The organism is Rhizobium leguminosarum (assembly GCF_010668065.1).
Lineage (GTDB): Bacteria > Pseudomonadota > Alphaproteobacteria > Rhizobiales > Rhizobiaceae > Rhizobium > Rhizobium leguminosarum_S.
The window spans coordinates 309,510-332,611 of the sequence record NZ_WUEN01000001.1 but is presented as its reverse complement, the minus strand read 5'-3'; the positions used below and the strand labels follow the sequence as shown (position 1 = coordinate 332,611).

Sequence of the window (23,102 nt, the reverse complement as noted above, 5' to 3'; positions counted from 1 at the left end):
AATTTCCCGAAACGTCGGAAAATTTCTCCCCCTCTTGAAAACAATTATCTTACGATGTATATTTTACGATATAGTTAACGATACATCTAACGATGAAAGGAAGGACCATGAGAGGTTTTAAAGGCGGCATGTTCGGCGGAGATTTCCGCATGGGCCGCAAATTTGCGGCTGGCGATCTCCAGCTCGTCATCCTGGCCCTGCTCGCTGAGCAGCCGCGCCACGGCTATGAATTGATAAAGTTGCTGGAGGAGCGGTCCGGCGGCTTCTACGTGCCGAGCCCCGGCGTCATCTATCCCGCCCTGACCTATCTCGAGGAAACCGGCCTTGCCGAGGTCGAGGTGGAGGGCGCCAAGAAGCTCTACCGTATCACCGAGGCCGGCCGCGGTCGCGTCGAGGAAAACCGCGCCATGATCCTGCATACGTTCGCCAAGCTGGAACGTATCGGCGAGAAGATGGCCCATGTGAAGCGTGTCTTCGAAACCGACCGTCACGGCGCCGACGAAGGCGATGACGGCGATTTCATGCAGGACGGTGGTGATATCCGCGCCGCCCGCATGCTGCTGCGCTCGGCCATGCGGATGCGCTATCCCTGGTCGAAACCCGAAGCCGCCCGCATTGCCGGCATCCTCGAACGCGCCGCCACCGAAATCCTGCAAGGCGGCAGGCCGGGAACGCGGGGCTGAGGCGAAGACTGTGTGGCGGGATTTGAAACGGAGTTAGCTCCCGCCATCTTCATTGTCCAGCGTCGGTCTTACGCCCGCTCATCCGGCAAGGTCAAAATCACCGGCCCGTTGCGCGTCGCGACCACCGTGTGTTCGTATTGCACGGTCGGCGCCTTCGGATCGGCATAGAGCGTCCAGGCATCGTCGCCGCCTTCGGCCCATGTCGCGCCGAGCGAGAGAAACGGCTCGACGGTGAAGACGAGACCTTCCGTCATCATCCGTTTTTCCGAAGGGTCCGGCCAGGTCGAGAGCTCGGTCGGCTCCTCATGCAGCGAGCGGCCGACGCCGTGGCTCGCAAGATTGGCGACCAGCGTATAGCGGTTCTTTTGCGCAAAGGCGCCGACGGCTGTGCCGATCTTTGCCAGCGGCTCGCCCGATTTGACCTGGTTGAGCCCGACCCAGAGCGCCCGCTTGCCGTCGCGGCAGAGCCGCTCGATCTTCGGCTTGACCGGCGGCATCGTGAAGGAGGCGCCGGTATCGGCGAAGAAGCCGTCCTTTTCCGCCGAGACGTCGATATTGATGAGATCGCCGGCGCGGATGACGCGCGGGCCGGGAATGCCGTGGGCGATTTCCTCATTGATGCTGATGCAGGTGGCGCCGGGAAACTGGTAGCAGAACTCCGGCGCCGAGCGGGCGCCCGAATCCTCGAGCACCTTGCGGCCGATCCGGTCGAGCTCCAGAGTCGTCATGCCGGGCTCCATCGCCGCCGCCATCACCTGAATGGCGTTGGCGCAGATGCGGCCAATCTCCTTGAGCTTTACCAGTTCGTCGTCGTTTGCGATAACCATTCGTCTGTTCCGGCCTTGCGCAGGGCGGCAGCGGCCGCCTTAGAGCGCCGCGCCTCCAACAGGAAGCCCTAAGGACGCTCTGTCACTTCGAATCTGCGCATACTCCGTTGCGAAAATCGATTCCGATTTTCGGCATTATGCGCTCGTCAAGCCGTGGCTTTCGCCTCTTCGCTGCTATCAGTCAACGCCTTTCTGACGATCGGCGCGACTTTCGTGCCGTAAAGCTCGATGCCGCGCATGATCTCGGCATGCGGCATCAGGCCGATGGCCATCTGCAGCAGGAAGCGGTCGTTCTTGAAGAGTGCATGATGGGCGATGATCTTTTCGGCAACCACCTCGGGATCACCGACGAAGAGCGCACCGTTCGGCCCGCGCGACATGTCGAAATGCGCCCGGTTCGTCGGTCCCCAGCCGCGCTCGCGGCCGATGCGGTTCATCACCTCGGCCTGCGGACCGTAGAACTGGTCGGCGGCGGCGGCCGTCGTATCGGCGATGAAGCCGTGGACATTGATGCTGGTCTTCAGCTTCGACTGATCCTGCCCTGCCCGGCGCGCGGCCTCGCGGTAGAGATCGAAGAGCGGCGCAAAACGGCGCGGCTCGCCGCCGATGATCGCCAGCGCCACCGGCAGGCCCAGCGCGCCGGCGCGCGCCACCGACTGCGGCGTACCGCCGACCGCGACCCAGAGCGGCAACGTATTCTGCAGCGGCCTGGGATAGACGCCGCGCCCGTTGATCGGCGCGCGAAGCTCACCCTTCCACTCCACAACCTCGCTGTCGCGCAGCGCCAGCAGCAGATCGAGCTTCTCCTCGAAAAGCTGGTCGTAGTCTTCGAGATTATAGCCGAACAGCGGGAAGGACTCGATGAAGGAGCCGCGCCCCGCCATGATTTCGGCCCGGCCGTTGGAGATCAGATCGAGCGTCGAAAACTGCTGGAAGACACGCACCGGATCATCGGAGGAGAGCACGGTGACCGCACTCGTCAGCCGGATATTCCTGGTCTTGACGGCAGCCGCCGCCAGCACGACTGCCGGAGCAGACGCCGCATAATCCGGCCGGTGATGCTCGCCGAGGCCGAAGACGTCGAGCCCCACCTGATCGGCAAGCTCGATTTCCTCGATAAGATGCTTCAGCCGCTCGGCCCCTTCCGCGCCCTTGGTGCGGGAGGGGTTGGGATTGACGTCGGCGAATGTGTAAAGCCCCAGTTCCATCATCGGCATCCTGTTGAATTCTCGGCTGAGATAAGGATGCCGGGGATGGAGCGCAAATACAAATTCTGGAACGGAATGTTCGAGAATTTCGATAGGCGGCATGATGTCTCTGACGATCTGGAAGATAGATCGAAGACCAATTCGAATCTGAATTCAACGACTTCGAAGCACCGGCGGAATCATCTTTCGAACCGCCTTAAACCTTACTTGAAGCGTCAGGACGACGCGGTCTCGCCGCGCCGCCTCACCTCGCCGCTCACATCTTCGCCAGCAGCTCCGCCAGTTGGTCCGCAGCCTTGCCCCATCCTTCGTGGAAACCCATCTTCTCGTGCGCTTCCTTGTCCTCGGCGCGCCAGTGCAGCGCCTTGGCCGTATATTTCGTGCGACCCTTGCCGAGATCTTCGAGCAGGATGACGCCCGTGAAGAAAGGTTTCTCGGCCGGCACCCAGGCGCTGGTATAGGCATCGGTGAAGACGATCTTCTCGTTTTCGACGATCTCGAGATAGACGCCACGGTTCGGGTATTGATTGCCCTCGGGGTCATGCATGACGACGACGCTGGAGCCGCCGGGGCGGACGTCGAGCGTTGCTTCCGCCACACCCCAAGGACGCGGCACGAACCACTGCTTCAGCAGGTCGGGATCGGTCCATGCCTTGTAGATCTTCTCGCGCGGCGCGTCGAATTCGCGAACGAGGACGAGTTTATGTTGCGTGCTGGCGGTCATTTCGACATCTCTCCATCTTGAGTGAAACCTGTTTCGTATCAGGTTGTTACAAGGACGTGTCGCAGTTCGCCGTTCCGACATCGCGCCGGCTTTTTCTTGATTTATTTTGCGATCGGCTGCGTCGCCTCTTCCTGCATCTTGTCGATCTGCCGGCGAATATGGGCTGCCTCAGCCGCCGAATGGGCCACTGCAATGGCGCGATCGAAGGCTTCGCGTGCCTGGTCGGCCAGGCCAAGCTGCTTCAGCAACCCGCCGCGAAGGCCATGATAATAGAAATAGCCGCAGAGCTTTTCGGCAAGTGGATCGATGAGATCGAGAGCATCCTGCGGACCTTGGAGCTTGGAGACGACGACGGCCCGATTGAGCGTTATCACTGGCGACGGCTGGATACGCTCCAGCGCGCGATAGAGCAGATCGATCTCCACCCAGTCTGTATCCTCGGCGCGTTTTGCACGGGAATGAACAGCGGCGATGGCAGCCTGAATCTGATAAGGAGCGGGCTTGCGGTGGCGCAGCGCCTTGTCGAGCAGCGCTAAAGCCTCATTGATGAACGGTTGGTTCCAGAGCGACCGGTCCTGATCTTCGAGCAGCACGATCTCGTCTCCGGCATTGAAGCGCGCCGGCCGGCGCGAGATCTGCAGGAGCATGAGCGCAAGCAGCCCCATCAGTTCCGGCTCGGATGGGAAGATATGCAGCATCAAGCGCGCCAGCCGGATCGCTTCGTCGCTGAAGGCAGCCGCCTCATGCCTGGGATCGGCCTGGCTGTAGCCCTCGTTGAAGATCAGGTAGATCATTGTGCTGACGATCGAGAGCCGCTCGGCCCTCTCCTGCGGGCTCGGTGTTTCGAAAGGCACACCGGCCTTGGCGACGCGCGCCTTGGCCCGGGTGATGCGCTGTTCCATGGCGCTTTCGGAAACCAGGAAGGCACGCGCGATCTGCTGCACCGAAAGGCCGGAAACGATGCGTAGCGCCAGCGCGATCTGCTGGGTTGCCGGCAGATCGGGATGGCAGCAGATGAACAGCAGCCGCAGAATATCGTCGCGATAATTGGAATCGTCCAGCCGCTCGGCGATATCGCTTTCGGCATCCTCGGTATCGGAGATGGCGTCCTCATCCGGCAGAGCCTGGATCTTTGCCCGCTTGCGCACCGCATCGATGCCGCTATTGCGGCCGACGAAGATGAGCCAGGCTGTGGGATCACGCGGTGGCCCTTTCTCCGGCCATGTCCGGATCGCCCTGAGACACGCTTCCTGAAACGCCTCTTCCGCGGTATCGAGATTGCGGAAATAGCGCAGCAGCGCGCCGAGCGCCTTCGGGCGGGCCGATGCAAGCGCGAGGTCGATCCAGGCAATGTCTGTCATGATGAAGCATCTCCGGGCCTGAAGACGTAGAAAGGCCGAATTTCGTAAGAGGTGGAACCTGGATTGACGGATGAAAGCTGCTTCGAGAAGGCGATCGCCTCGTCGAGCGTTTCAAAGTCGACGACATAGAAGCCGAGAAGCGCCTCTTTCGTTTCCGCAAAAGGCCCGTCGATGACCAGGGGCTCGTCCTTGCCCTTGCGCACCGTGGTCGCAGCCGTGGTCGGCATCAGCCGGCCGACAGGGCCGAGTTTGCCGGATGCGGCAAGTGGCTCCTGCACGGCGTAGAGTTTCTCCATGACGGCAGCTTCTTCCTCCTTGCTCCAGGCGAAGACGGTTTCCTCATGGGCGTAACAAAGGATTGCATAAAGCATCGCTCACTCCTCTTTTTGAATGACGAAGGAGTAACCGCTTACCCGACAGGCCGCATCAAAAAATTATTGATGGGAAATTCGTAATCTTCTCGAACACGGCGACGCCGTGGCTGAAAAAATGGCCGGGCGTCTCCCGGGACGAGCGGAGCTATAGTACGGCGCTGATCGCCCCTTAGCCCTCGCTCAAGGTCCGCTTGACCGCATTCTTCCAACCCTTGAGCTTTGCCGCCCGCACCTTCTCGTCCATCTCGGGCTCAAACCGCCGATCGCGTTTCCACGTCGCCGAAAAACCGTCCCGGTCCGGCCACACCCCTGCCCGGCTGCCGGCGAGCCAGGCGGCCCCCAGCGCCGTCGTCTCGAGAATGACCGGGCGGTCGACCGGGGCATCGAGCAGGTCGGCAAGGCGCTGCATCGTCCAGTTAGAGGCGACCATGCCGCCGTCGACGCGCAGCACCGTGTCCTCCGTGCCGTTCTTCCAGTCCTTCTGCATGGCGTCGAGCAGATCGCGGGTCTGGTAGCAGACGGCTTCCAGTGCTGCCCGGGAGAGTTCCGCCGGCCCGCTGTTGCGCGTCAGCCCGAAGATCGCGCCGCGCGCCTTGGCATCCCAATGCGGCGCGCCGAGACCGGTGAAAGCGGGAACAAGATAAACCTCCTGTGTCGGATCGGCCCTTTCGGCAAGGGCATTGGTCTCGGCGGCGCTGCCGATGATGCCGAGCCCGTCCCGCAGCCATTGCACCGCTGCGCCGGCGATGAAGATCGAACCTTCCAGCGCATAGGTCGTCTCGCCGTTCAGGCGATAGGCGATGGTGGTCAGCAGCCGGTTTTTGGACCGCACCATATCGGCGCCGGTGTTGAGCAGCGCGAAACAGCCGGTGCCGTAGGTTGATTTCATCATGCCCGGCGCAAAACACGCCTGGCCGATGGTCGCTGCCTGCTGGTCGCCGGCCACGCCGAGAATCGGGATAGCAGCACCGAAAATATCAGGATCGACCGTGCCGAAATCGGCGGCGCAATCCTTGACCTCCGGCAGCATGGCGGCGGGGACCCTCAGAATATCGAGCAGATCCTCGTCCCACGCGTTTTCGGCAATGTTGTACATCAGCGTGCGCGAGGCGTTGGTGGCATCGGTGACGAAGCTCTTGCCACCCGTCAGCCGCCAGATCAGGAAGGTGTCGATCGTGCCGAAGCAGAGATCGCCCCTGGCGGCGCGCGCCCGCGCGCCCTTCACGTTAGCCAGCATCCAGGAGAGCTTGGTGCCGGAAAAATACGGATCGAGGATCAGCCCGGTCTTCTTCGTGAACAGCCGCTCGAGATCCTGCCGTTTCAGATTGTCGCAATAGCTTGCCGTACGCCGGTCCTGCCAGACGATGGCATTCTGGATCGGCCGGCCCGTTTCGCGCTCCCAGACGACGACCGTTTCGCGCTGGTTGGTGATGCCGAGCGCGGCAAGATCCCTAGCCTCGATCCCGGCATCGCGCAGCGCCATGTGGACGGTGGAGACGACCGAATCCCAGATCTCCTCGGGATCGTGCTCGACCCAGCCGGAGCGCGGATAGATCTGGGTGAATTCCTTCTGGCCCTTGCCGGCGACATGCATGTCGCCATCGAAGACGATCGCCCGCGTCGACGTCGTTCCCTGATCGATCGCCAGAACATATCCGCTCATGAAAACCCTCCCTCAGCATGTCAATTGTCGAAGCAAATCAATAGGACACGGATGCGGGTGAGAAAAGCGAATAAAGCGGAATTGCCAGCCCGCCGGCTTTGGGCATAACTTCGCAGCCAACGCTGCAACGCAGCGTCGCGATTTCAGGGAGAACAGCATGAGCAGAACAGTCGTCGTCACCGGTTCCACCAGCGGCATCGGCCTTGCGATCGCCACTGCCTTCGCCGAAACGGGCGACAACATCGTCATCAACGGTTTCGGAAAGGCAGATGAAATCAAGGCGATCGTCGAACGGCTTGAATCATTGTCCAAAGGCCGGGCGCTCTATCATCCGGCCGACATGACGAAGCCCGCCGAGATCGCCGACCTGATCGAAACGGCTGCCAAGACCTTCGGTGGCGTCGATGTCCTGGTCAACAATGCCGGCATCCAGCACGTCGAGAAGATCGAGGATTTTCCGATCGAGAAATGGGACCAGATCATCGCGATCAATCTGTCGAGTTCCTTTCATACCATGCGCGCCGCGATCCCGCTGATGAAGGCAAAGAAACACGGCCGCATCATCAACATCGCCTCCGCCCACGGGCTCGTTGCCTCCCCCTTCAAATCCGCCTATGTCGCGGCAAAACATGGTATATTGGGCCTGACCAAGACGGCGGCGCTGGAGCTTGCCGAACTCGGCGTGACCGTGAACGCCATCTGCCCCGGCTACGTGCTGACGCCGCTCGTCGAGAAGCAGATACCGGATACCGCCAAGGCGCGCGGCATGACCGAGGAACAGGTAAAGAGCGAGGTCATCCTCAAGGCGCAGCCGACGCATGAATTCGTCAAGGCCGAGGAAATCGGCGCGCTGTCGCTCTACCTTGCCAGCGATGCGGCCCGGCAGGTGACCGGAACGCATATCTCGATTGACGGTGGCTGGACGGCGGCTTAACCATTTGGAAAAACAACCGGGAATATCATGAACGACAGCATCCGCTTCATCCTGAATGGCGAGGACATCGCGCTCACCGATGTCAGGCCAACCGAGACGCTTCTCGATTTTCTGCGGTTGAAGCGACGCCTGACGGGCACCAAGGAAGGATGCGCGGAGGGCGATTGCGGCGCCTGCACCGTGCTCGTCGGCCGGCTGGCGGACGGCAAGCTCGCCTATGAATCCGTCAATGCCTGCATCCGTTTCATGGGCTCGCTGCACGCCACCCATGTGGTAACGGTCGAGCATCTGGCCGGCAGGGACGGCGCGCTGCATCCAGTGCAGCAGGCATTGGTCGATTGTCACGGCTCGCAATGCGGCTTCTGCACGCCGGGCTTCGTCATGTCGCTTTACGGCCTCTGGCTCGCCAAGGAAAAGCCGAGCCGCCAGGAAATCGAAAAAGCGCTGCAAGGCAATCTCTGTCGCTGCACAGGCTACGAGCCGATCGTCAAGGCCGCCGAGCAGGTGAGCCTGATGCGGCCGAGCACGCTCTTCGATCCGCTGGAACGGACGCGCTCTGAAATCGTCGCGCGGCTTTGGGCAATGCAGGCGAGTGGCACGATCAGGATTGCGAATGGCGAAGACCGGCTGATCGTGCCGGCTTCGATGCAGGCACTGGCCGAAGTCCTCTCGCAGGAACCTGACGCAATTATCGTCGCCGGCGCGACTGATGTCGGCCTCTGGGTGACGAAGCAGATGCGCAGGCTAAGCCCGGTCGTCTTCATCAGCCACCTCAGCGAATTGCAGTCGGTCACGGAAGGCGAAGATGGCGTCACCATCGGCGCCGGCGTCAGCTATACCAAGGCCTTCGAGGCGATTTCTCAGAAAATCCCGGCGCTCGGGCGGCTGATCGATCGCATTGGCGGCGAGCAGGTGCGTAACATGGGCACGATCGGCGGCAACATCGCCAACGGCTCACCGATCGGCGACAGCCCGCCGCCGCTGATCGCGCTCGGCGCGACGCTGACGCTGCGGTCCCTGCAAGGCCAGCGCAGAATGCCGCTCGAGGATTTCTTCATCGCCTATGGCAAGCAGGACCGAAAGCCCGGCGAATTCGTCGAGAGCGTCTTCGTGCCCTATCCGGCAGCCGCCAGCCGCTTTGCTGCCTACAAGATCACCAAGCGCCGCGACGAGGACATCACTGCCGTGCTCGGCGCCTTCCTGTTGACGCTCGACGAGGCCGAAATGATCACCGACATCCGCATCGCCTTCGGCGGCATGGCGGCAACGCCGAAACGCGCCCGCACGGTGGAGGCGGCGCTGATCGGCAAACCATGGACGGAAGCGACGATCGAGGCGACCCGGTCCGCCTTCGACGCCGACTACCAGCCGCTGACCGACTGGCGCGCCTCGGCGGAATACCGACAACTGACGGCGAAGAACCTGCTGACGCGGTTCTATCTTGAGACCGTCGGCGCGCCGGCGGAGCTGAAGCGGTTCGAGGAGGTGGCGTGATGGTTTGTTTCGCTAACTGGCCTCCCAAAGTCACCACATCGCCCCTCACCCTAACCCTCTCCCCGCCTGCGGGGAGAGGGGACGTGCCCTGCGAGAGGTGGCGAGGAACGGAGACGGCGCGGCATATCCCTTCTCCCCGCAAGCGGGGAGAAGGTGGCGGCAGCCGGATGAGGGGCCGCCAAAACGGTGCCGGCCGTAGAGGACGCCGCTAATGGACAAATCCACCTTCGAAGACCGCAAGGCCATCATCGCAGGCCCGATGCACGGCTCGCTGCGGCATGATTCAGCGCATAAGCATGTCACCGGAACCGCTGATTATATCGACGATATTCCCGAACCCGCAGGTCTGCTGCATGGCGCCCTCGGCCTCTCCGACCGGGCGCATGCCGAAATCCTCAGCATCGACCTGTCCGCGGTCGCCGCCTATCCCGGCGTCGTCTGGGTCTTCACCGGCAAGGATGTGCCTGGCGTCAACGACGTCAGCTCCAACGGCAGCCATGACGAGCCGCTGCTGGCCGAAACTTTAGTTCAGTTTCATGGCCAGCCGATCTTTGCCGTCATCGCCGAGACGCGTGATGCCGCCCGCCGCGCCGCGCTGCTGGCCAAGATCGACTATCGCGACCTGCCGCATTGGAGCGATATCGACGGCGCGCTCGCCAATGGCAGCCCGCTGGTCATCACCCCGATGACGCTGCGGCGCGGCGAGCCGGACACGGAAATGAGCAACGCCGCCATGCGTCTGAAAGGTCAGATGCGCATCGGCGGACAGGAGCATTTCTACCTCGAAGGCCATATCGCTGTGGCGATCCCCGGCGAAGACGACGAGGTCACTGTCTGGTCCTCGACGCAGCATCCGAGCGAGATCCAGCACATTGTCGGCCACGTGCTCGACATCCCTTCGAACGCCGTGACCGTCAATGTGCGCCGCATGGGCGGCGGCTTCGGCGGCAAGGAGACGCAGGGCAACCAGTTCGCAGCCCTTGCCGCCATCGCGGCCAAGAAGCTCGGCCGTGCAATCAAATTCCGCCCTGATCGTGACGAGGATATGAGCGCCACCGGCAAGCGCCACGATTTCCTCGTCGATTACGAACTCGGCTTCGACGCCGAAGGCCGCATCCATGCGGTCGACGCCACCTATGCGGCGCGCTGCGGTTTCTCCTCCGACCTCTCGGGACCGGTGACCGACCGTGCCCTCTTCCATGCCGATTCCAGCTATTTCTATCCGCATGTGCATCTGACCTCGAAGCCGTTGAAGACGCACACCGTCTCCAACACCGCCTTCCGCGGTTTCGGCGGGCCGCAGGGCATGCTCGGCGCCGAACGCTTCATCGAGGAGATCGCCTATGCCGTCGGCAAGGATCCGCTCGATGTCCGCAAACTGAATTTCTACGGGCAGCCGGGTTCGGAGCGCACACTCACCCCCTACCATCAGGAGGTTGAGGACAATATCATCGCCCGCATCGTCGAGGAGTTGGAGGAAACGGCCGAATACCGGGCGCGGCGCAACGCCATCATCGCCTTCAACCGCGACAGCCGCTATATCAGAAAGGGCATCGCGCTAACGCCGGTGAAATTCGGCATCTCTTTCACCATGACCGCCTTCAACCAGGCAGGCGCCCTCGTCCACATCTACCAGGACGGCTCGATCCACCTGAACCATGGCGGCACCGAAATGGGCCAGGGCCTCTATACCAAGGTGGCGCAGGTGCTGGCCGACAGCTTCCAGGTCGATATCGACAGGGTGAAGATCACTGCGACGACGACGGCCAAGGTGCCGAACACCTCAGCCACCGCCGCCTCCTCCGGCTCGGACTTGAACGGCATGGCCGCCTATGACGCCGCCCGCCAGATCAAGGAACGGCTGGTGGCCTTCGCCGCCGAGAAATGGGATGTTGGGACCGCCGACGTCGTCTTCCTGCCGAACCGCGTGCGCGTCGGCGAGATCGAGATCCCCTTCCCCGATTTCATCAAGCAGGCCTATTTCGCCCGCGTCCAGCTTTCCGCCGCCGGCTTCTACAAGACGCCGAAGATCCATTGGGACCGCAAGGCCGGCCGCGGCACGCCCTTCTATTATTTCGCCTACGGCGCCTCCTGCACCGAAGTTTCGATCGACACGCTGACGGGCGAATATCTGATCGATCGCACCGACATCCTCCACGATGTCGGCCGCTCGCTGAATCCGGCGATCGATATGGGCCAGGTCGAAGGCGCCTTCGTGCAGGGACTGGGCTGGCTGACGACGGAAGAACTCTGGTGGGACGACAAGGGCCGGCTGCGCACCCATGCCCCCTCGACCTACAAGATCCCGCTCGCTTCCGACCGTCCGAAGATCTTCAACGTGCGCCTCGCCGAATGGTCCGAGAATACCGAAGCCACCATCGGCCGCTCCAAGGCCGTCGGCGAACCACCCTTGATGCTGGCGATCTCGGTGCTGGAAGCGCTGTCGATGGCGGTAGCAAGTGTGGCCAACTACAAGGTCTGCCCGAGGCTCGACGCTCCGGCGACACCGGAACGGGTGCTGATGGCGGTCGAGCGGATGAAGCAGGTGTAGGAGATGGAAACGCGTCCGGCTGGTTTGTTGCCCACGACGGTTGATCGGGGCGGGCAGGGAGCTTGGAGTGAGCGATACCCCTCTCTGTCCTGCCGGACATCTCCCCCACAAGGGGGGAGATCAGCAAGACGGAATGCTCTGCGCCTCGCTACCCTGCCGCTACATCACCAAAGTCCGACTCTACGCTACGACTTCTCTGTTTCGGAAAGCCGCCGCCTCATACCGATCTCCCCCCTTGTGGGGGAGATGTCCGGCAGGACAGAGGGGGGTGACACACCTACCAACCCATCGACCATCCACCGATGACCGACATCCACCCCTTCCTCACCGCCCACCCCGACGCGATCCTGGTCGACATCACCGGCACGCAGGGCTCGACCCCACGCGAGGCCGGCACCTTTATGCTGGTATCGCAAACCGCATTGTGGGGCACGATCGGCGGCGGCCAGTTCGAATTCATGGCGATCGCGAATGCGCGGGACATTTTGGCGGGAACCGGCGGGGTGGCGGAGATGGATATCCCGCTCGGGCCTGACATCGGTCAGTGCTGCGGTGGGCGCACGCAATTGCGGTTTCGCCGGGTGACGCAGGCGGTTGCCGAAGAAATCGGGGCCAGGCTAACCAGTGAGATCGAGCGCCTGCCCGAGGTCTATCTCTTCGGCGCCGGCCATGTCGGCCGGGCGCTGGCAACGGCCCTTGCGCCGCTGCCGCTGTCGGTGACGGTCGTCGAAACGCGGCAGGAAGAGCTCGCAAACCTGCCTGCCGAGACGAAGACGCGGCTCATGCCGATGCCGGAAGCGCTAGTGAAGGATATTCCGGCCGGCGGTGTGGTGGTCATCCTGACGCACGATCATGCGCTGGATTTCCTCATCGCCCGCGAAGCGCTGGAAAGAACGGATCTCGCCTATGCCGGCATGATCGGCTCGGCGACCAAGCGCGCCACCTTCGCTAGCTGGCTTTCTCGCGAAGGCGGCGGCAAGCGCGGCTGGATGGAGCGGCTGACGTTGCCGATCGGCGGCACGGCGGTCAGAGACAAGCGCCCTGAAGTGATCGCCGCCATGACCGCCGCCGAGATCCTGACGGCGCTTGGCGCCTACCGCATGCGCTCGTCTTCGTAATAGGGATCGCGCCCGTCGAGGAAACCGAGATCGCGCTTGACGCGATCGGGCGCCGTATCGAGATCAAGGCTGGGCATGCGCCAGATCCGCGCCAGCCGGCCGCCGAGGCGCCGGAAAATTCCGATGGTCGGCTGCGGCGGGCTCTGTTCGATAGCATAGCAATCCATGACATCACCTCGATGGTTTGATGGTATGAGTTGCAGTTTGCGGCCAAAAGTGCTGCAATTCCAATCGAACAACCGTCTGCCTGCATCAAGAGAACTTATCCATGAAACTCTCCAAACAATTCCCGTTGAATGCGTTACGCGTCTTCGAGGCCGCTGCCCGGCTGGGAAGTTTCACCAAGGCGGGCGACGAACTCGGCATGACGCAGACCGCCGTCAGCTACCAGATTAAGCTGCTGGAGGAGAATGTCGGCGAGCCGCTCTTCCTGCGCCGTCCCCGCCAGATCGCACTGACGGACACCGGCGAGCGGCTGGCGCCGAAGGTGACCGAAGCCTTCGCCATGCTGCACGACGCGATGGCGACGGCGCGCGATAGCGTCGAAGGCACGCTCGCCATCAGTTCGACCCATACCTTCGCCTCGAAGTGGCTGGCGCCGCGCCTCGGCTCCTTCCATTTGAAACATCCGGCCATCGCGGTGCGCTTTCAGGCGAGTTCGGATATCATCGACTTCGCCCGCGAGCAGATCGATGTCGGCATCCGCTGGGGCGACGGCAACTGGCCGGGGCTGGCGCTGCACCGGCTGATGGGCCTGGAATTCACGCCGATGCTGAGCCCCAAACTGGCGGAGGCGGCAGGCGGCATCAGGGAGCCGCGCGATCTCCTGAACTTCGATCTCTTCGACGCCGGCGACATCTGGTGGAAACAATGGTTCGAGGCTGCCGGCGTCACGGAGACGGATCTCGATCGGCGCCCGCGCAACCAGCTTGGCTCTCAGGCAGTGGAAGCCGATGCCGCGATCGCCGGCCATGGCGTCGCCATCCTTCATCCAGCCTTCTATGCGGCCGAGATAGCGCTCGGCCGGCTCTATCAACCCTTCGAACTGACCCGCAGCGACGGCAAGGCTTACTGGCTCGTCTACCCGGAAAACCGTCGCAACGTGCCCAAGATCAAGGCCTTCCGCAACTGGATCCTCGAAGAGATGAAGGCAGCCGGAAATTGATGCATGCCACCTAAAGTGTGCAGCCATTTTCGGACAACGACATGTCGGACCCGGTTCGTGAGCCGGGTCCGGTCCTCTGGCTCGGCTTCAAAATCCCATTTCCGGCGCATAGAAACAGCGCGGCGTATCCTCGTTCGGGAACAGACAGAGATGATAGTCGTTATCGCCGGATTGCATCGCCTTCGTCATCGGCAGCAGGAAGACATGAGCATGCGTGACCAGCCGGTGGTCGCCCGGCATCAGCGTCACTCGATATCCGCCTGGCGTCACCGTCACGCTTTTCGAAGGGATCATTTGGCAATCGCCATTATGACTGTTGCCGTTGCAACAATAGGGGTCGTAACTCCACCCCAAGGGTGCGTCGTGAGCCATCGCCAACGACGCATACGCAATCATCACACACGTCAGAATGCTGCGCATGGGCATCTTCTCCGTCGATGAATGCGCCGCCGATGATCTAACGGTTCTTATTTTATTCCGGCGGCCCGCAAAATAACTGTAATCGAGTCGTCGTAGTTCAAGGCCTGCTGAATTAGCAGATCAAGTATAAGGCAGGGATAATACACAGCCTTCTCGGCAGCTTTTAGGCACGCGACAGCAGATCGGCGACGCGGCCGCGATCGGCAGCTTCGGCAAAACCGCCGGAAATCGTCAGCGGAGCGCCGAAGATCTCGACGAGCCCGTTGCCGAGGATGAGACCTTCGCCGTCCCGGCATGCGAAAATGGGGGTTGCCGTCGTCTCGCTGTAGCGCAGCAGCGCGGAGAGATAGCCGGGATCGTCGTTCAGATGCGGGAAGAAATCGAAGGGCAAGAGATCAAGAGCCGCGCCATCCTGCACCGCATCAGGCGGACCGCCGGAAAAGAGCGCGTCGACGGCGATCGTCGGCGTCATCAAAATCGCCCCGGCGCTGGTTCCGACGAGAATGCCGTCGTCCAATGCCCATGAGCGCAGCTTGTCCAGCATGCCGTTTCGGCGCAGCCGTCTCAGAAAATCGCCGGTATGCCCACCGGAAAGATGGATGGCGTCGCAGGAAAACAACCGGCCGATCTCTTCGTCACCGGAAAGCACGTCGAGATCGAAGAAGAGATCGAGGGAAAGCCCGTAGCTGCGATAATATCGCCGTTTCTCGTTGAAAAACTCCCGCTGCGGGTCCGGACCGGATGCGATATAGCCGATGCGGTTTCCGCGCGCGAGGACGAGCGCGGCAAGCCGGCGGTCCATTGGCGCGTTTTCGGCGATGACCTGATCGCTGTAGAGTGCGGTGATCATTCCAATGCTCCTTTGGCCGCGTCAGCGATTGAGCGTGTGGTCCTTCAATCTCCTCTTCCCTCCCCGCCAAAATTTCCGCAATGTCACGAGTCGGAGGAAGATAGGGGAACTCGATGTATGAATATGCCATAGCATGGGAATGGCTCGCCTTTGCGGCGCGCTGGTTCCATGTCATTACCGCGATCGCCTGGATTGGATCGTCCTTCTATTTCATCGCGCTCGATCTCGGACTGGTGAAACGCCCACATCTGCCACCCGGCGCCTATGGCGAGGAATGGCAGGTCCATGGCGGCGGCTTCTATCATGTCCAGAAATATCTGGTAGCGCCCGCTCAGATGCCGGAACACCTGACCTGGTTCAAATACGAGAGCTATTTCACCTGGATATCCGGCTTCCTGATGCTGTGCATCGTCTATTACGGCGGCGCCGATCTCTTCCTGATCGATCGGCATGTGCTGGATATCAGTCCGCCCGTCGCGATCCTAATCTCGCTGGCATCGCTTGCCCTCGGCTGGGTCGTCTACGATCTGCTCTGCAAGTCGCCGCTCGGGCGGAACACCTGGGGACTGATGGCGGTGCTCTATGTCGTGCTCGTCTTCATGGCCTGGGGCTATACGCAGCTTTTCACCGGCCGTGCCGCCTTCCTGCATCTCGGCGCCTTCACCGCGACGATCATGTCGGCCAACGTCTTCATGATCATCATTCCGAACCAGAAGATCGTCGTCGCCGACCTCATCGCCGGACGGGTTCCCGATCCCAAATATGGGCAGGTCGCCAAGCAGCGCTCGCTACACAATAACTACCTGACGCTGCCCGTCATCTTCTTCATGCTGTCGAACCATTACCCGCTGTCCTTCGGTACGCAGTTCAACGGGGTGATTGCGGCTCTGGTTTTCCTGATGGGCGTCACCATCCGCCACTGGTTCAACACGACGCATGCCAGGAAGGGCCGGCCTACCTGGACCTGGATCGTCACCGTCATTCTTTTCATCCTGATCATGTGGCTTTCGACCGTGCCGAAGCTGCTGACGGGCGAAACGGATGCGGCGGCGGTCGCGCCCGCCTTCCAGCAATTCGCCGGCGATCCGCATTTCCCCGCCGTCAAACAACTGGTCTCGACGCGCTGTTCCATGTGCCACGCGGCCGAGCCGGTCTATGAGGGTATCGTGCGGCCACCCAATGGCGTGATGCTCGAAAACGACGCGGAAATCGCCGCCCGTGCCCGTGAGATCTATATACAGGCGGGCCGCAGCCATGCCATGCCGCCCGGCAACATCACCGACATTACGCCGGACGAGCGCAAGCTGCTGGTCACCTGGTTCGAGAGCGCAGTCGAAGGCAAGAAACAATGACGACGACACTCCTGCGCGGCCGCCTGCTTTCCTTCCATCGCGCGCCGCTAAGCCTCGCCGACAGCCAAAGCTATGTTTACGAAGAGGATGGCGGCCTGTTGGTCGAAGATGGGCTGATCACCGCTATCGGCCCCTATGCCGACGTCAAGGCAAAAGCAGCCGCGGACACGACCGAAATCGACCACCGCCCGCATCTGATCATGCCGGGCTTCATCGACATGCACCTGCATTTTCCGCAGATGCAGGTGATAGCCTCCTACGCCGCCAATCTGCTCGAATGGCTGAATACCTATACCTTTCCCGAGGAATGCCGTTTCGTCGAAAGCGCGCATGCGGAAAGGATCGCCACGCATTTCTACGACGAGTTGATCCGCCACGGCACGACGACGGCGGTCGCCTATTGCTCCGTGCACAAGACCTCGGCCGACGCCTTCTTCGCCGAGGCGATGAGGCGCAATATGCGCATGGTCGGCGGCAAGGTGATGATGGACCGCAATGCCCCGCAGGGCCTGCTCGACACGCCCGAGATGGGCTATGACGAGACCCGCCAGGTGATAGCGGACTGGCACGGCAAGGGCCGCAACCACGTCGCCATCACCCCGCGCTTCGCCATCACCTCGACACCGGCGCAGATGGAAGCGACATCAGTCCTTGCCCGCGAATTTCCCGATCTGCACATCCAGACGCATCTTTCGGAAAATCACGACGAGATCAGATTTACCTGCGAGCTCTATCCCGACGCGCTCGACTATACCGACATCTACTCCCACTACGGCCTGCTCGGGCCAAAAAGCCTTTTCGGCCATTGCATACACCTGTCCGAGCGCGAGGCCGACGCGATGAGCGAGGCGGGCGCCGTCGCCGTCCACTGCCCGACCTCGAACCTCTTCCTCGGCTCAGGCCTGTTTCCGCTGAAGGCACTGGCGCGGCGGGAAAAGCCGGTCCGTATCGGCGTGGCGACCGATATCGGCGGCGGTTCCAGCTATTCGATGCTGCGGACGATGGACGAGGCCTACAAGATCCAGCAGTTGCTCGGCGAACGGCTGAACCCGCTGGAAAGCTATTACCTGATGACGCGTGGCAATGCCGAGGCCCTCTCGCTGGCGGACCGGATCGGCACGCTGGAACCCGGCACCGAGGCCGATCTCGTCGTGCTCGATGCGGCAGCGACACCCGCCATGGCGCTGAAGATGGAAGTGGTGAAGACGCTGCCCGAGGAACTCTTCCTGCTGCAGACGATGGGCGACGACCGGGCGATCACCGAGACCTATGTGGCAGGTGTTGCGTTGAAGGCGGGGCTTCGATGACACGCCCTACTACTCTCGAATTTGGACCGTGAAAAGCAGCCCGGCACGGCCAGTTTCCCGTAACACCCCTGCCAAATTCATGTTATGGCCGATAGTCGCATTCAGATGTGAAGGTTCAATTCATGGCCACCCCGCTCACCATCGCCGACCTGAAAAAGCTGGCACGGCGCCGTGTGCCGAAGATGTTTTTCGACTATGCGGATTCGGGCGCCTGGACGGAATCGACCTACGCGGCGAACGAGAGCGATTTCAGCCAGATCAAGCTGCGCCAGCGAGTGATGGTCGATATGACCAACCGCACGCTGGCAACGACGATGATCGGCCAGAAAGTGTCGATGCCGGTGGCTCTGGCGCCGACCGGCCTGACCGGCATGCAGCATGCCGACGGCGAGATGCTGGCGGCACGCGCCGCCGAGGAGTTCGGCGTTCCCTTCACGCTTTCGACGATGAGCATCTGCTCGATCGAGGACGTGGCGTCAGCGACGACACGCCCCTTCTGGTTCCAGCTCTACGTGATGAGGGACAAGGATTTCGTCCTCAACCTCATCAACCGCGCCAAGGCGGCCGGATGCTCGGCGCTGGTGCTGACCGCTGATCTGCAGATCCTCGGCCAGCGGCATAAGGACCTGCGCAACGGCCTGTCGGCGCCGCCGAAATTCAGCCCGAAACATATCTGGCAGATGGCGACCCGGCCCTTCTGGTGCCTGGACATGCTGCAGACCAAGCGCCGCAACTTCGGCAATATCGTTGGCCATGCGAAAAATGTCACCAGTATCGCCTCGCTGGCCTCGTGGACACATGAGCAGTTCGATCCGCGGCTTTCCTGGGCGGATGTCGCCTGGATCAAGGAACAATGGGGCGGCCCGCTGATCATCAAGGGCATTCTCGATCCGGAGGATGCCAAGGCGGCCGTCGACACCGGCGCCGATGCGATCGTCGTCTCCAATCATGGCGGGCGTCAGCTTGACGGCGCCCCCTCCTCGATCAGTATGCTGCCGAAGATCGTCGACGCCGTCGGCGACCGTATCGAGATCCATCTCGATGGTGGCATCCGCTCCGGCCAGGACGTGCTGAAGGCCGTGGCGCTCGGCGCCAAGGGTACCTATATCGGCCGCCCCTTCCTCTACGGCCTCGGTGCCATGGGCAAGGAAGGCGTATCGCTGGCGCTCGGCATCATCCGCAAAGAGATGGACATCACCATGGCGCTCTGCGGCAAGCGCGACGTCAACGACGTGAATTCGTCGATCATCGACGGGCGGCAGTGACCTGCCGCCAGCGACGGACGCAGCAACGGCTCCCTAAATATCTCGATACTGGACGCTGCCCTCGGTCTTTCTAACTGCGCGTTAAGACTAGGTTGTATTTTTAGCGCCGCATCTTGAAAGCACAAAAGCGGTGCTTTATGTTTTGCCTATGGCTACCACAGGCAAGACACCGCATCCATCGCTGCTGCGCTACACGCTGGCGCCTGACGACTACGCCCGGCAGGCGCTGGACGACACCATTGCCGCCTATCTCAGGATGATCGAAATCCTGACCAGCCTCGTCGCCGACAAGGCGGGCGCCAATCTCGTCGTGCTGCATGACCTTGCCTATGAAACCGTCCGCGAGCAGACGGGCCTGCCGGCGAGACTGGTCACGCTCGGCCTTCGCGATTTCGCCGCCAATCGCGGCGCGACCGCCGATCCGCCGCATCTGCCACTCGACGATAAGCTCTTCGCTATCAAAGGCCCCTCGGACCTGACGATCGCCACGGTGCACGGACGCGTTGCCGTGCCCTTCGATGTCGCGGGTTATTCACGGGGATGGGAGAGTATTTTTCCGGCCTACCTCGTTGCGGGCCAGGACCGTTACGAGATTCACATCGGCGTCACGCCGAATTCCGCTCGGATGGAGGAAAACATGACGAACGAAGGCATTCTCTCACGCATGGGTCGCCTGATCGCGGGCATCGCGAATGCGGCGATCGACAAGGCGGAAGGCGTCAACAAGATCGCCGTCATCGAACAGGCGGTCCGCGAGATCGATGCGGCGGCTGATGAGGCCCGCACCGATCTCGGCAAGGCGCACGCCGAGGAATATCGCATCCAGAGCCGCAGGGACGAAATCGTCGAAGACCTGAACGCGCTCGACCAGAAGATCCGCCTCGCTGTCTCGTCTCAGCGGGATGACCTGGCAAAGGCCGGCGTTGCCCGCCAGATCGATCTCGAATCCCAGATCGCAGCTCTGGATAAGGCGCTGGCCGATGCCAGGGAACAGCTGGACGAAGGCCAGAAAGCCTTGCAGGCCGTGCTCGCCACGCGCCGCGAGGCGGACGCTCGCCTTGCCGATTTCAAGCGCAGCATTGCCCGGCATCCCGAACAGGCCGCAACCGGTCATAGCCAGTCCGCGCCGGGCGCAGATGCTGCCCGCGCTGCCGCAGCCGTCTCGCGGCTGACCGGAGTTCCCGCTGGCGAGCATGGCCACAGTTCCGAATTGGACGAACTCGACCGACTGCACCGCGAACAGGCAATCGAAGCCCGGTTCGCACGCTTCAAGGCGGATAACCGATAACACGATGGCACTCCTTTTCTCCCCTGAATGTGCGCCCTTTGCCATCGCCGCAGCGATCCTTGTCGGCCTGACCGCGATCGAGATGCTCGCGATGGTCATGGGTTTTTCGATGACGGAATTTCTGGGAAAGCCAGAGGTTCATGGCCATGACGGCATCCTGGCTTACCTTTCCTGGCTCAATCTCGGCGGTGTTCCCCTGCTGATTCTCATGATGCTGACGCTCGGCTTTTTCGCGATGACGGGCTTTGCGTTGCAGGCCGTCGCCAACGCCTTCTGGGCGCCGCTGCCAAGCTTGATAGCCGTCATACCTGCCGCGCTCGCAACCATCCCCATGGTCAGGGCATCGAGCAGAACCGTGGCGCGGATCGTACCGCACGACGAAACCTATGCGGTCGATCTCGACGCCTTGCTCGGCCGGACCGCCGAGGTCTCGATCGGCCCGCTCGATCAGGGACTGCCGGGCCGCGTCCGCGTCAAGGATCAGCATGGAAACTGGCATGTGCTTCGAGCCCGAGCCGCCAAGGGCGAAGGTCCGCTCGCGATCGGCGCTTCGGTTCTTCTCGTCGATCACAAGGCAAATGTGTTTATCGCCATTCCCGCGCCGGTCGACCCCGCCGATGCGGACAATCAATCTTTGAGGGAGCAGCAATGATGTACGACGTTATTCTACCAGCCGGCATTGGGATTGTTCTGATCTTCGGCATCGGTTTTGTCCTCGCCTCTCTTTACACGCGCTCCAGCCGCGATGAGGCCTATGTGCGCACCGGCCTCGGCGGCCAGAAGGTCGTGCTCGACGGCGGTTCGGTCGTCCTGCCGATCTTCCATTCGACCGCCCGGGTGAACCTGAAGACATTGCGCCTCGAGGTTCGCCGCGGCGAAGGCGATGCACTGATCACCAAGGACCGCATGCGCGTCGATATCGGCGCCGAATTCTATGTGCGCGTGAAACCCGATGCCTCCTCGATTGCGCTTGCAGCTCAGACACTCGGCAACCGCACCAACGACGCCGAGGCTCTCCGCATCCTGATCGAGGCGAAATTCGTCGACGGCCTTCGCTCGGTCGCCGCAACGATGAATCTCGACGCGCTGCAGGAACAGCGCATGGATTTCGTCAAGGCCGTGCAGGAAGCTGTCGGCGCCGACCTCCAGTCGAACGGCCTCGAACTCGAATCCGTGTCGCTGACACGCCTCGACCAGACCGATATCAAGCATTTTAACGCCAACAACTTCTTCGATGCGCAGGGTCTTGCGGCATTGACCCGCATCACCGAGGGACGCAAGAAGGAGCGAAACGAGATCGTTCGCGACACCGAAGTCGCCATCGCCCAGAAGGATCTCGAGGCCCGCCAGCAATCGCTAACCATCGAGCGGACCAAACGGGAAGCCGAACTCAGCCAGGAACGCGACATCGCCAACAAATCCGCGGCGACACGCGCCGAAACCGCGCAGCAGGAGCAGGCCGCAAAACGCGCCGAGGAGGAAGCCCGCATCGCTTCCGAACAGGCGATCGCCGAACGCGAGGCATCTGCCAAGCAGGCTCGCGAAAGCGCCAACATCGACGCCGCCCGCGCCGTCCAGCAACGCGAAACCGAAGCCAAGCGCGACCTCCAGATCGTGGCACAGGAGAGCGCCATCGCCGTTGCCAACAAGAGCCGTGAAGAATCCGAAGCGAAGGCGGCTGCGGAAACGGCGCGCGCGCTGGCGATAGCGGCAGAAGAAAAGGTCGGCACCGCCAAGGCGATCGAGATTGCCGAACGCGAAAAGCAGATTGCCGTCATCGACGCACGCAAGAAAGCCGAGACCGAAGCGACTGCCGTCACCGTCGGCGCCGAAGCCGAAAAACAGGCGGCAAGCGACCAGGCCGAGGCCATCAAGACGCTCGCCACTGCCGAGGCGGATGCGGCGATCATCAAGGCCAAGGGCATTCTCGAAACCGGCAAGGCCGCGGCCGAGAGCGAGGCGTTGCTCAACGACGCGCGCAACAAGTTGAGCTCTGCTATCATCGAGTTCGAGATCACCCGCGAACGCATCCGCATCATTCCGCAGGCGCTCGCCGAAGCGGTCAAGCCGATCGAGAAGATCTCCGATATCAGGATATTCGACACCGGCGGCATGCTCGGCCGCGGAAACGGAGCGGCCGGCGGAAATGGCATCGGGCTCGGCGAAGGACTGGCCGGCCAGCTCCTCTCCTACCAGGCGAACAAACCGATCCTGGACAAATTGCTGAAGGAAGCCGGCTTCGACGGCGACGATGCCATCTCATCCCTTCTTGGAAATCTCGATGGCGCAAAACCGGCAAGACCGGCAACGCCAGCTTCCGCCCCGGCAAAGACTGCAATGCCGACAGCAACTCCGACACAAACGATCATCCCTCCGGCGCCGAAGCCGGCACCGAAGAAGGACTGATCGCCGCGCAAGCGGATCTGGACTAGAACAGGATGATATTAGGCCGGTTCGGCCTAATATCTGAATCCTGTAAATAGTTAGAGCATGATGTCGCCCGAAAACCGCACACACT

General features: G+C 62.0%; 21 protein-coding genes. 12 read left to right on the top strand and 9 right to left on the bottom strand.

Annotation, left to right across the window (positions count from 1 at the left end):
- Positions 1-107 precede the first annotated feature (107 nt).
- The gene (locus GR198_RS01525; protein WP_003541914.1) at positions 108-683 is read left to right on the top strand and encodes a PadR family transcriptional regulator; all 576 of its coding nucleotides are present in this window, start codon (positions 108-110) and stop codon (positions 681-683) included.
- Between the two features lie 68 nt (positions 684-751).
- Here the strand turns inward: GR198_RS01525 and map are convergent, their stop codons facing one another.
- The 6 genes from map to glpK form a co-directional block, all read right to left on the bottom strand.
- Entirely contained in the window at positions 752-1,510 is a 759-nt protein-coding gene (gene map, locus GR198_RS01520) for a type I methionyl aminopeptidase (protein WP_164051080.1), read from the bottom strand.
- A 146-nt stretch (positions 1,511-1,656) separates the two neighbouring features.
- Entirely contained in the window at positions 1,657-2,718 is a 1,062-nt protein-coding gene (locus tag GR198_RS01515) for an LLM class flavin-dependent oxidoreductase (RefSeq protein ID WP_164067073.1), read from the bottom strand.
- A gap of 256 nt (positions 2,719-2,974) precedes the next feature.
- On the bottom strand, positions 2,975-3,442 hold the full coding sequence (locus GR198_RS01510; protein ID WP_164067070.1) for an SRPBCC family protein: 468 nt from the start codon (positions 3,440-3,442) through the stop codon (positions 2,975-2,977).
- A 101-nt stretch (positions 3,443-3,543) separates the two neighbouring features.
- Entirely contained in the window at positions 3,544-4,803 is a 1,260-nt protein-coding gene (locus GR198_RS01505) for an RNA polymerase sigma factor (protein WP_164067067.1), read from the bottom strand.
- Positions 4,800-5,174 carry a YciI family protein gene (locus GR198_RS01500; RefSeq protein WP_011653034.1) on the bottom strand — a complete coding sequence of 125 codons (375 nt, stop codon included), beginning with the start codon at positions 5,172-5,174 and terminating at the stop codon, positions 4,800-4,802. The genes GR198_RS01505 and GR198_RS01500 overlap by 4 nt, the downstream gene beginning before the upstream one ends.
- A gap of 172 nt (positions 5,175-5,346) precedes the next feature.
- Entirely contained in the window at positions 5,347-6,840 is a 1,494-nt protein-coding gene (gene glpK, locus GR198_RS01495; RefSeq protein WP_062939666.1) for a glycerol kinase GlpK, read from the bottom strand.
- A 157-nt stretch (positions 6,841-6,997) separates the two neighbouring features.
- On the opposite strand from glpK, the gene GR198_RS01490 reads away from it, so the two are divergent.
- The 4 genes from GR198_RS01490 to xdhC all read left to right on the top strand — a co-directional run bounded on the left by GR198_RS01490 (position 6,998) and on the right by xdhC (position 12,937).
- Complete coding sequence (locus GR198_RS01490; protein WP_164067064.1) at positions 6,998-7,774, top strand: 3-hydroxybutyrate dehydrogenase; 777 nt, start codon at positions 6,998-7,000, stop codon at positions 7,772-7,774.
- Positions 7,775-7,801: 27 nt separating this feature from the next.
- The gene (gene xdhA / locus GR198_RS01485; protein ID WP_164067061.1) at positions 7,802-9,268 is read left to right on the top strand and encodes a xanthine dehydrogenase small subunit; all 1,467 of its coding nucleotides are present in this window, start codon (positions 7,802-7,804) and stop codon (positions 9,266-9,268) included.
- A 211-nt stretch (positions 9,269-9,479) separates the two neighbouring features.
- Positions 9,480-11,819 (top strand): xanthine dehydrogenase molybdopterin binding subunit, encoded by a 2,340-nt coding sequence (gene xdhB / locus GR198_RS01480; RefSeq protein WP_164067058.1) that lies wholly within the window; start codon positions 9,480-9,482, stop codon positions 11,817-11,819.
- Between the two features lie 302 nt (positions 11,820-12,121).
- Positions 12,122-12,937 (top strand): xanthine dehydrogenase accessory protein XdhC, encoded by an 816-nt coding sequence (xdhC, locus tag GR198_RS01475; protein WP_164067055.1) that lies wholly within the window; start codon positions 12,122-12,124, stop codon positions 12,935-12,937.
- Here the strand turns inward: xdhC and GR198_RS01470 are convergent.
- Positions 12,913-13,104, bottom strand: coding sequence for a hypothetical protein (locus GR198_RS01470; protein WP_025395541.1), 192 nt, complete (start codon positions 13,102-13,104; stop codon positions 12,913-12,915). The genes xdhC and GR198_RS01470 overlap by 25 nt on opposite strands.
- Positions 13,105-13,205: 101 nt before the next feature.
- On the opposite strand from GR198_RS01470, the gene gcvA reads away from it, so the two are divergent.
- Positions 13,206-14,102, top strand: a complete 897-nt coding sequence (gene gcvA, locus GR198_RS01465) for a transcriptional regulator GcvA (protein WP_011653043.1) — start codon at positions 13,206-13,208, stop codon at positions 14,100-14,102.
- Between the two features lie 87 nt (positions 14,103-14,189).
- On the opposite strand, the gene GR198_RS01460 is transcribed toward gcvA, so the two are convergent.
- Together GR198_RS01460 and GR198_RS01455 are read right to left on the bottom strand one after the other, a co-directional pair.
- Positions 14,190-14,522 (bottom strand): hypothetical protein, encoded by a 333-nt coding sequence (locus tag GR198_RS01460; RefSeq protein WP_164067052.1) that lies wholly within the window; start codon positions 14,520-14,522, stop codon positions 14,190-14,192.
- Positions 14,523-14,685: 163 nt separating this feature from the next.
- Positions 14,686-15,372: a Type 1 glutamine amidotransferase-like domain-containing protein gene (locus GR198_RS01455; protein ID WP_164067049.1), complete on the bottom strand. Its 687-nt coding sequence runs from the start codon at positions 15,370-15,372 to the stop codon at positions 14,686-14,688.
- Between the two features lie 113 nt (positions 15,373-15,485).
- Here GR198_RS01455 and GR198_RS01450 point away from each other — a divergent pair, with 113 nt between their 5' ends.
- The 6 genes from GR198_RS01450 to GR198_RS01425 all read left to right on the top strand — a co-directional run bounded on the left by GR198_RS01450 (position 15,486) and on the right by GR198_RS01425 (position 22,990).
- On the top strand, positions 15,486-16,724 hold the full coding sequence (locus GR198_RS01450; RefSeq protein WP_164067046.1) for a urate hydroxylase PuuD: 1,239 nt from the start codon (positions 15,486-15,488) through the stop codon (positions 16,722-16,724).
- Positions 16,721-18,031: a guanine deaminase gene (gene guaD, locus GR198_RS01445; protein WP_164067043.1), complete on the top strand. Its 1,311-nt coding sequence runs from the start codon at positions 16,721-16,723 to the stop codon at positions 18,029-18,031. The genes GR198_RS01450 and guaD overlap by 4 nt, the downstream gene beginning before the upstream one ends.
- A gap of 122 nt (positions 18,032-18,153) precedes the next feature.
- Positions 18,154-19,296 carry an alpha-hydroxy acid oxidase gene (locus GR198_RS01440; protein ID WP_164067040.1) on the top strand — a complete coding sequence of 381 codons (1,143 nt, stop codon included), beginning with the start codon at positions 18,154-18,156 and terminating at the stop codon, positions 19,294-19,296.
- Positions 19,297-19,426: 130 nt separating this feature from the next.
- Positions 19,427-20,584: a PspA/IM30 family protein gene (locus GR198_RS01435; RefSeq protein WP_029872315.1), complete on the top strand. Its 1,158-nt coding sequence runs from the start codon at positions 19,427-19,429 to the stop codon at positions 20,582-20,584.
- Between the two features lie 4 nt (positions 20,585-20,588).
- Positions 20,589-21,236 carry an OB-fold-containig protein gene (locus GR198_RS01430; RefSeq protein WP_003541958.1) on the top strand — a complete coding sequence of 216 codons (648 nt, stop codon included), beginning with the start codon at positions 20,589-20,591 and terminating at the stop codon, positions 21,234-21,236.
- The gene (locus GR198_RS01425; RefSeq protein ID WP_029872316.1) at positions 21,233-22,990 is read left to right on the top strand and encodes a flotillin family protein; all 1,758 of its coding nucleotides are present in this window, start codon (positions 21,233-21,235) and stop codon (positions 22,988-22,990) included. The genes GR198_RS01430 and GR198_RS01425 overlap by 4 nt, the downstream gene beginning before the upstream one ends.
- Positions 22,991-23,102 lie beyond the last annotated feature (112 nt).

What these genes read in the sequence shown, in the direction of transcription:
- GR198_RS01525 (WP_003541914.1), top strand. Translation starts at nt 108, where the DNA reads ATGAGAGGTTTTAAAGGCGGCATGTTCGGCGGAGATTTCCGCATGGGC.
- map (WP_164051080.1), bottom strand. Translation starts at nt 1,510, where the DNA reads ATGGTTATCGCAAACGACGACGAACTGGTAAAGCTCAAGGAGATTGGC.
- GR198_RS01515 (WP_164067073.1), bottom strand. Translation starts at nt 2,718, where the DNA reads ATGGAACTGGGGCTTTACACATTCGCCGACGTCAATCCCAACCCCTCC.
- GR198_RS01510 (WP_164067070.1), bottom strand. Translation starts at nt 3,442, where the DNA reads ATGACCGCCAGCACGCAACATAAACTCGTCCTCGTTCGCGAATTCGAC.
- GR198_RS01505 (WP_164067067.1), bottom strand. Translation starts at nt 4,803, where the DNA reads ATGACAGACATTGCCTGGATCGACCTCGCGCTTGCATCGGCCCGCCCG.
- GR198_RS01500 (WP_011653034.1), bottom strand. Translation starts at nt 5,174, where the DNA reads ATGCTTTATGCAATCCTTTGTTACGCCCATGAGGAAACCGTCTTCGCC.
- glpK (WP_062939666.1), bottom strand. Translation starts at nt 6,840, where the DNA reads ATGAGCGGATATGTTCTGGCGATCGATCAGGGAACGACGTCGACGCGG.
- GR198_RS01490 (WP_164067064.1), top strand. Translation starts at nt 6,998, where the DNA reads ATGAGCAGAACAGTCGTCGTCACCGGTTCCACCAGCGGCATCGGCCTT.
- xdhA (WP_164067061.1), top strand. Translation starts at nt 7,802, where the DNA reads ATGAACGACAGCATCCGCTTCATCCTGAATGGCGAGGACATCGCGCTC.
- xdhB (WP_164067058.1), top strand. Translation starts at nt 9,480, where the DNA reads ATGGACAAATCCACCTTCGAAGACCGCAAGGCCATCATCGCAGGCCCG.
- xdhC (WP_164067055.1), top strand. Translation starts at nt 12,122, where the DNA reads ATGACCGACATCCACCCCTTCCTCACCGCCCACCCCGACGCGATCCTG.
- GR198_RS01470 (WP_025395541.1), bottom strand. Translation starts at nt 13,104, where the DNA reads ATGGATTGCTATGCTATCGAACAGAGCCCGCCGCAGCCGACCATCGGA.
- gcvA (WP_011653043.1), top strand. Translation starts at nt 13,206, where the DNA reads ATGAAACTCTCCAAACAATTCCCGTTGAATGCGTTACGCGTCTTCGAG.
- GR198_RS01460 (WP_164067052.1), bottom strand. Translation starts at nt 14,522, where the DNA reads ATGCGCAGCATTCTGACGTGTGTGATGATTGCGTATGCGTCGTTGGCG.
- GR198_RS01455 (WP_164067049.1), bottom strand. Translation starts at nt 15,372, where the DNA reads ATGATCACCGCACTCTACAGCGATCAGGTCATCGCCGAAAACGCGCCA.
- GR198_RS01450 (WP_164067046.1), top strand. Translation starts at nt 15,486, where the DNA reads ATGTATGAATATGCCATAGCATGGGAATGGCTCGCCTTTGCGGCGCGC.
- guaD (WP_164067043.1), top strand. Translation starts at nt 16,721, where the DNA reads ATGACGACGACACTCCTGCGCGGCCGCCTGCTTTCCTTCCATCGCGCG.
- GR198_RS01440 (WP_164067040.1), top strand. Translation starts at nt 18,154, where the DNA reads ATGGCCACCCCGCTCACCATCGCCGACCTGAAAAAGCTGGCACGGCGC.
- GR198_RS01430 (WP_003541958.1), top strand. Translation starts at nt 20,589, where the DNA reads ATGGCACTCCTTTTCTCCCCTGAATGTGCGCCCTTTGCCATCGCCGCA.
- GR198_RS01425 (WP_029872316.1), top strand. Translation starts at nt 21,233, where the DNA reads ATGATGTACGACGTTATTCTACCAGCCGGCATTGGGATTGTTCTGATC.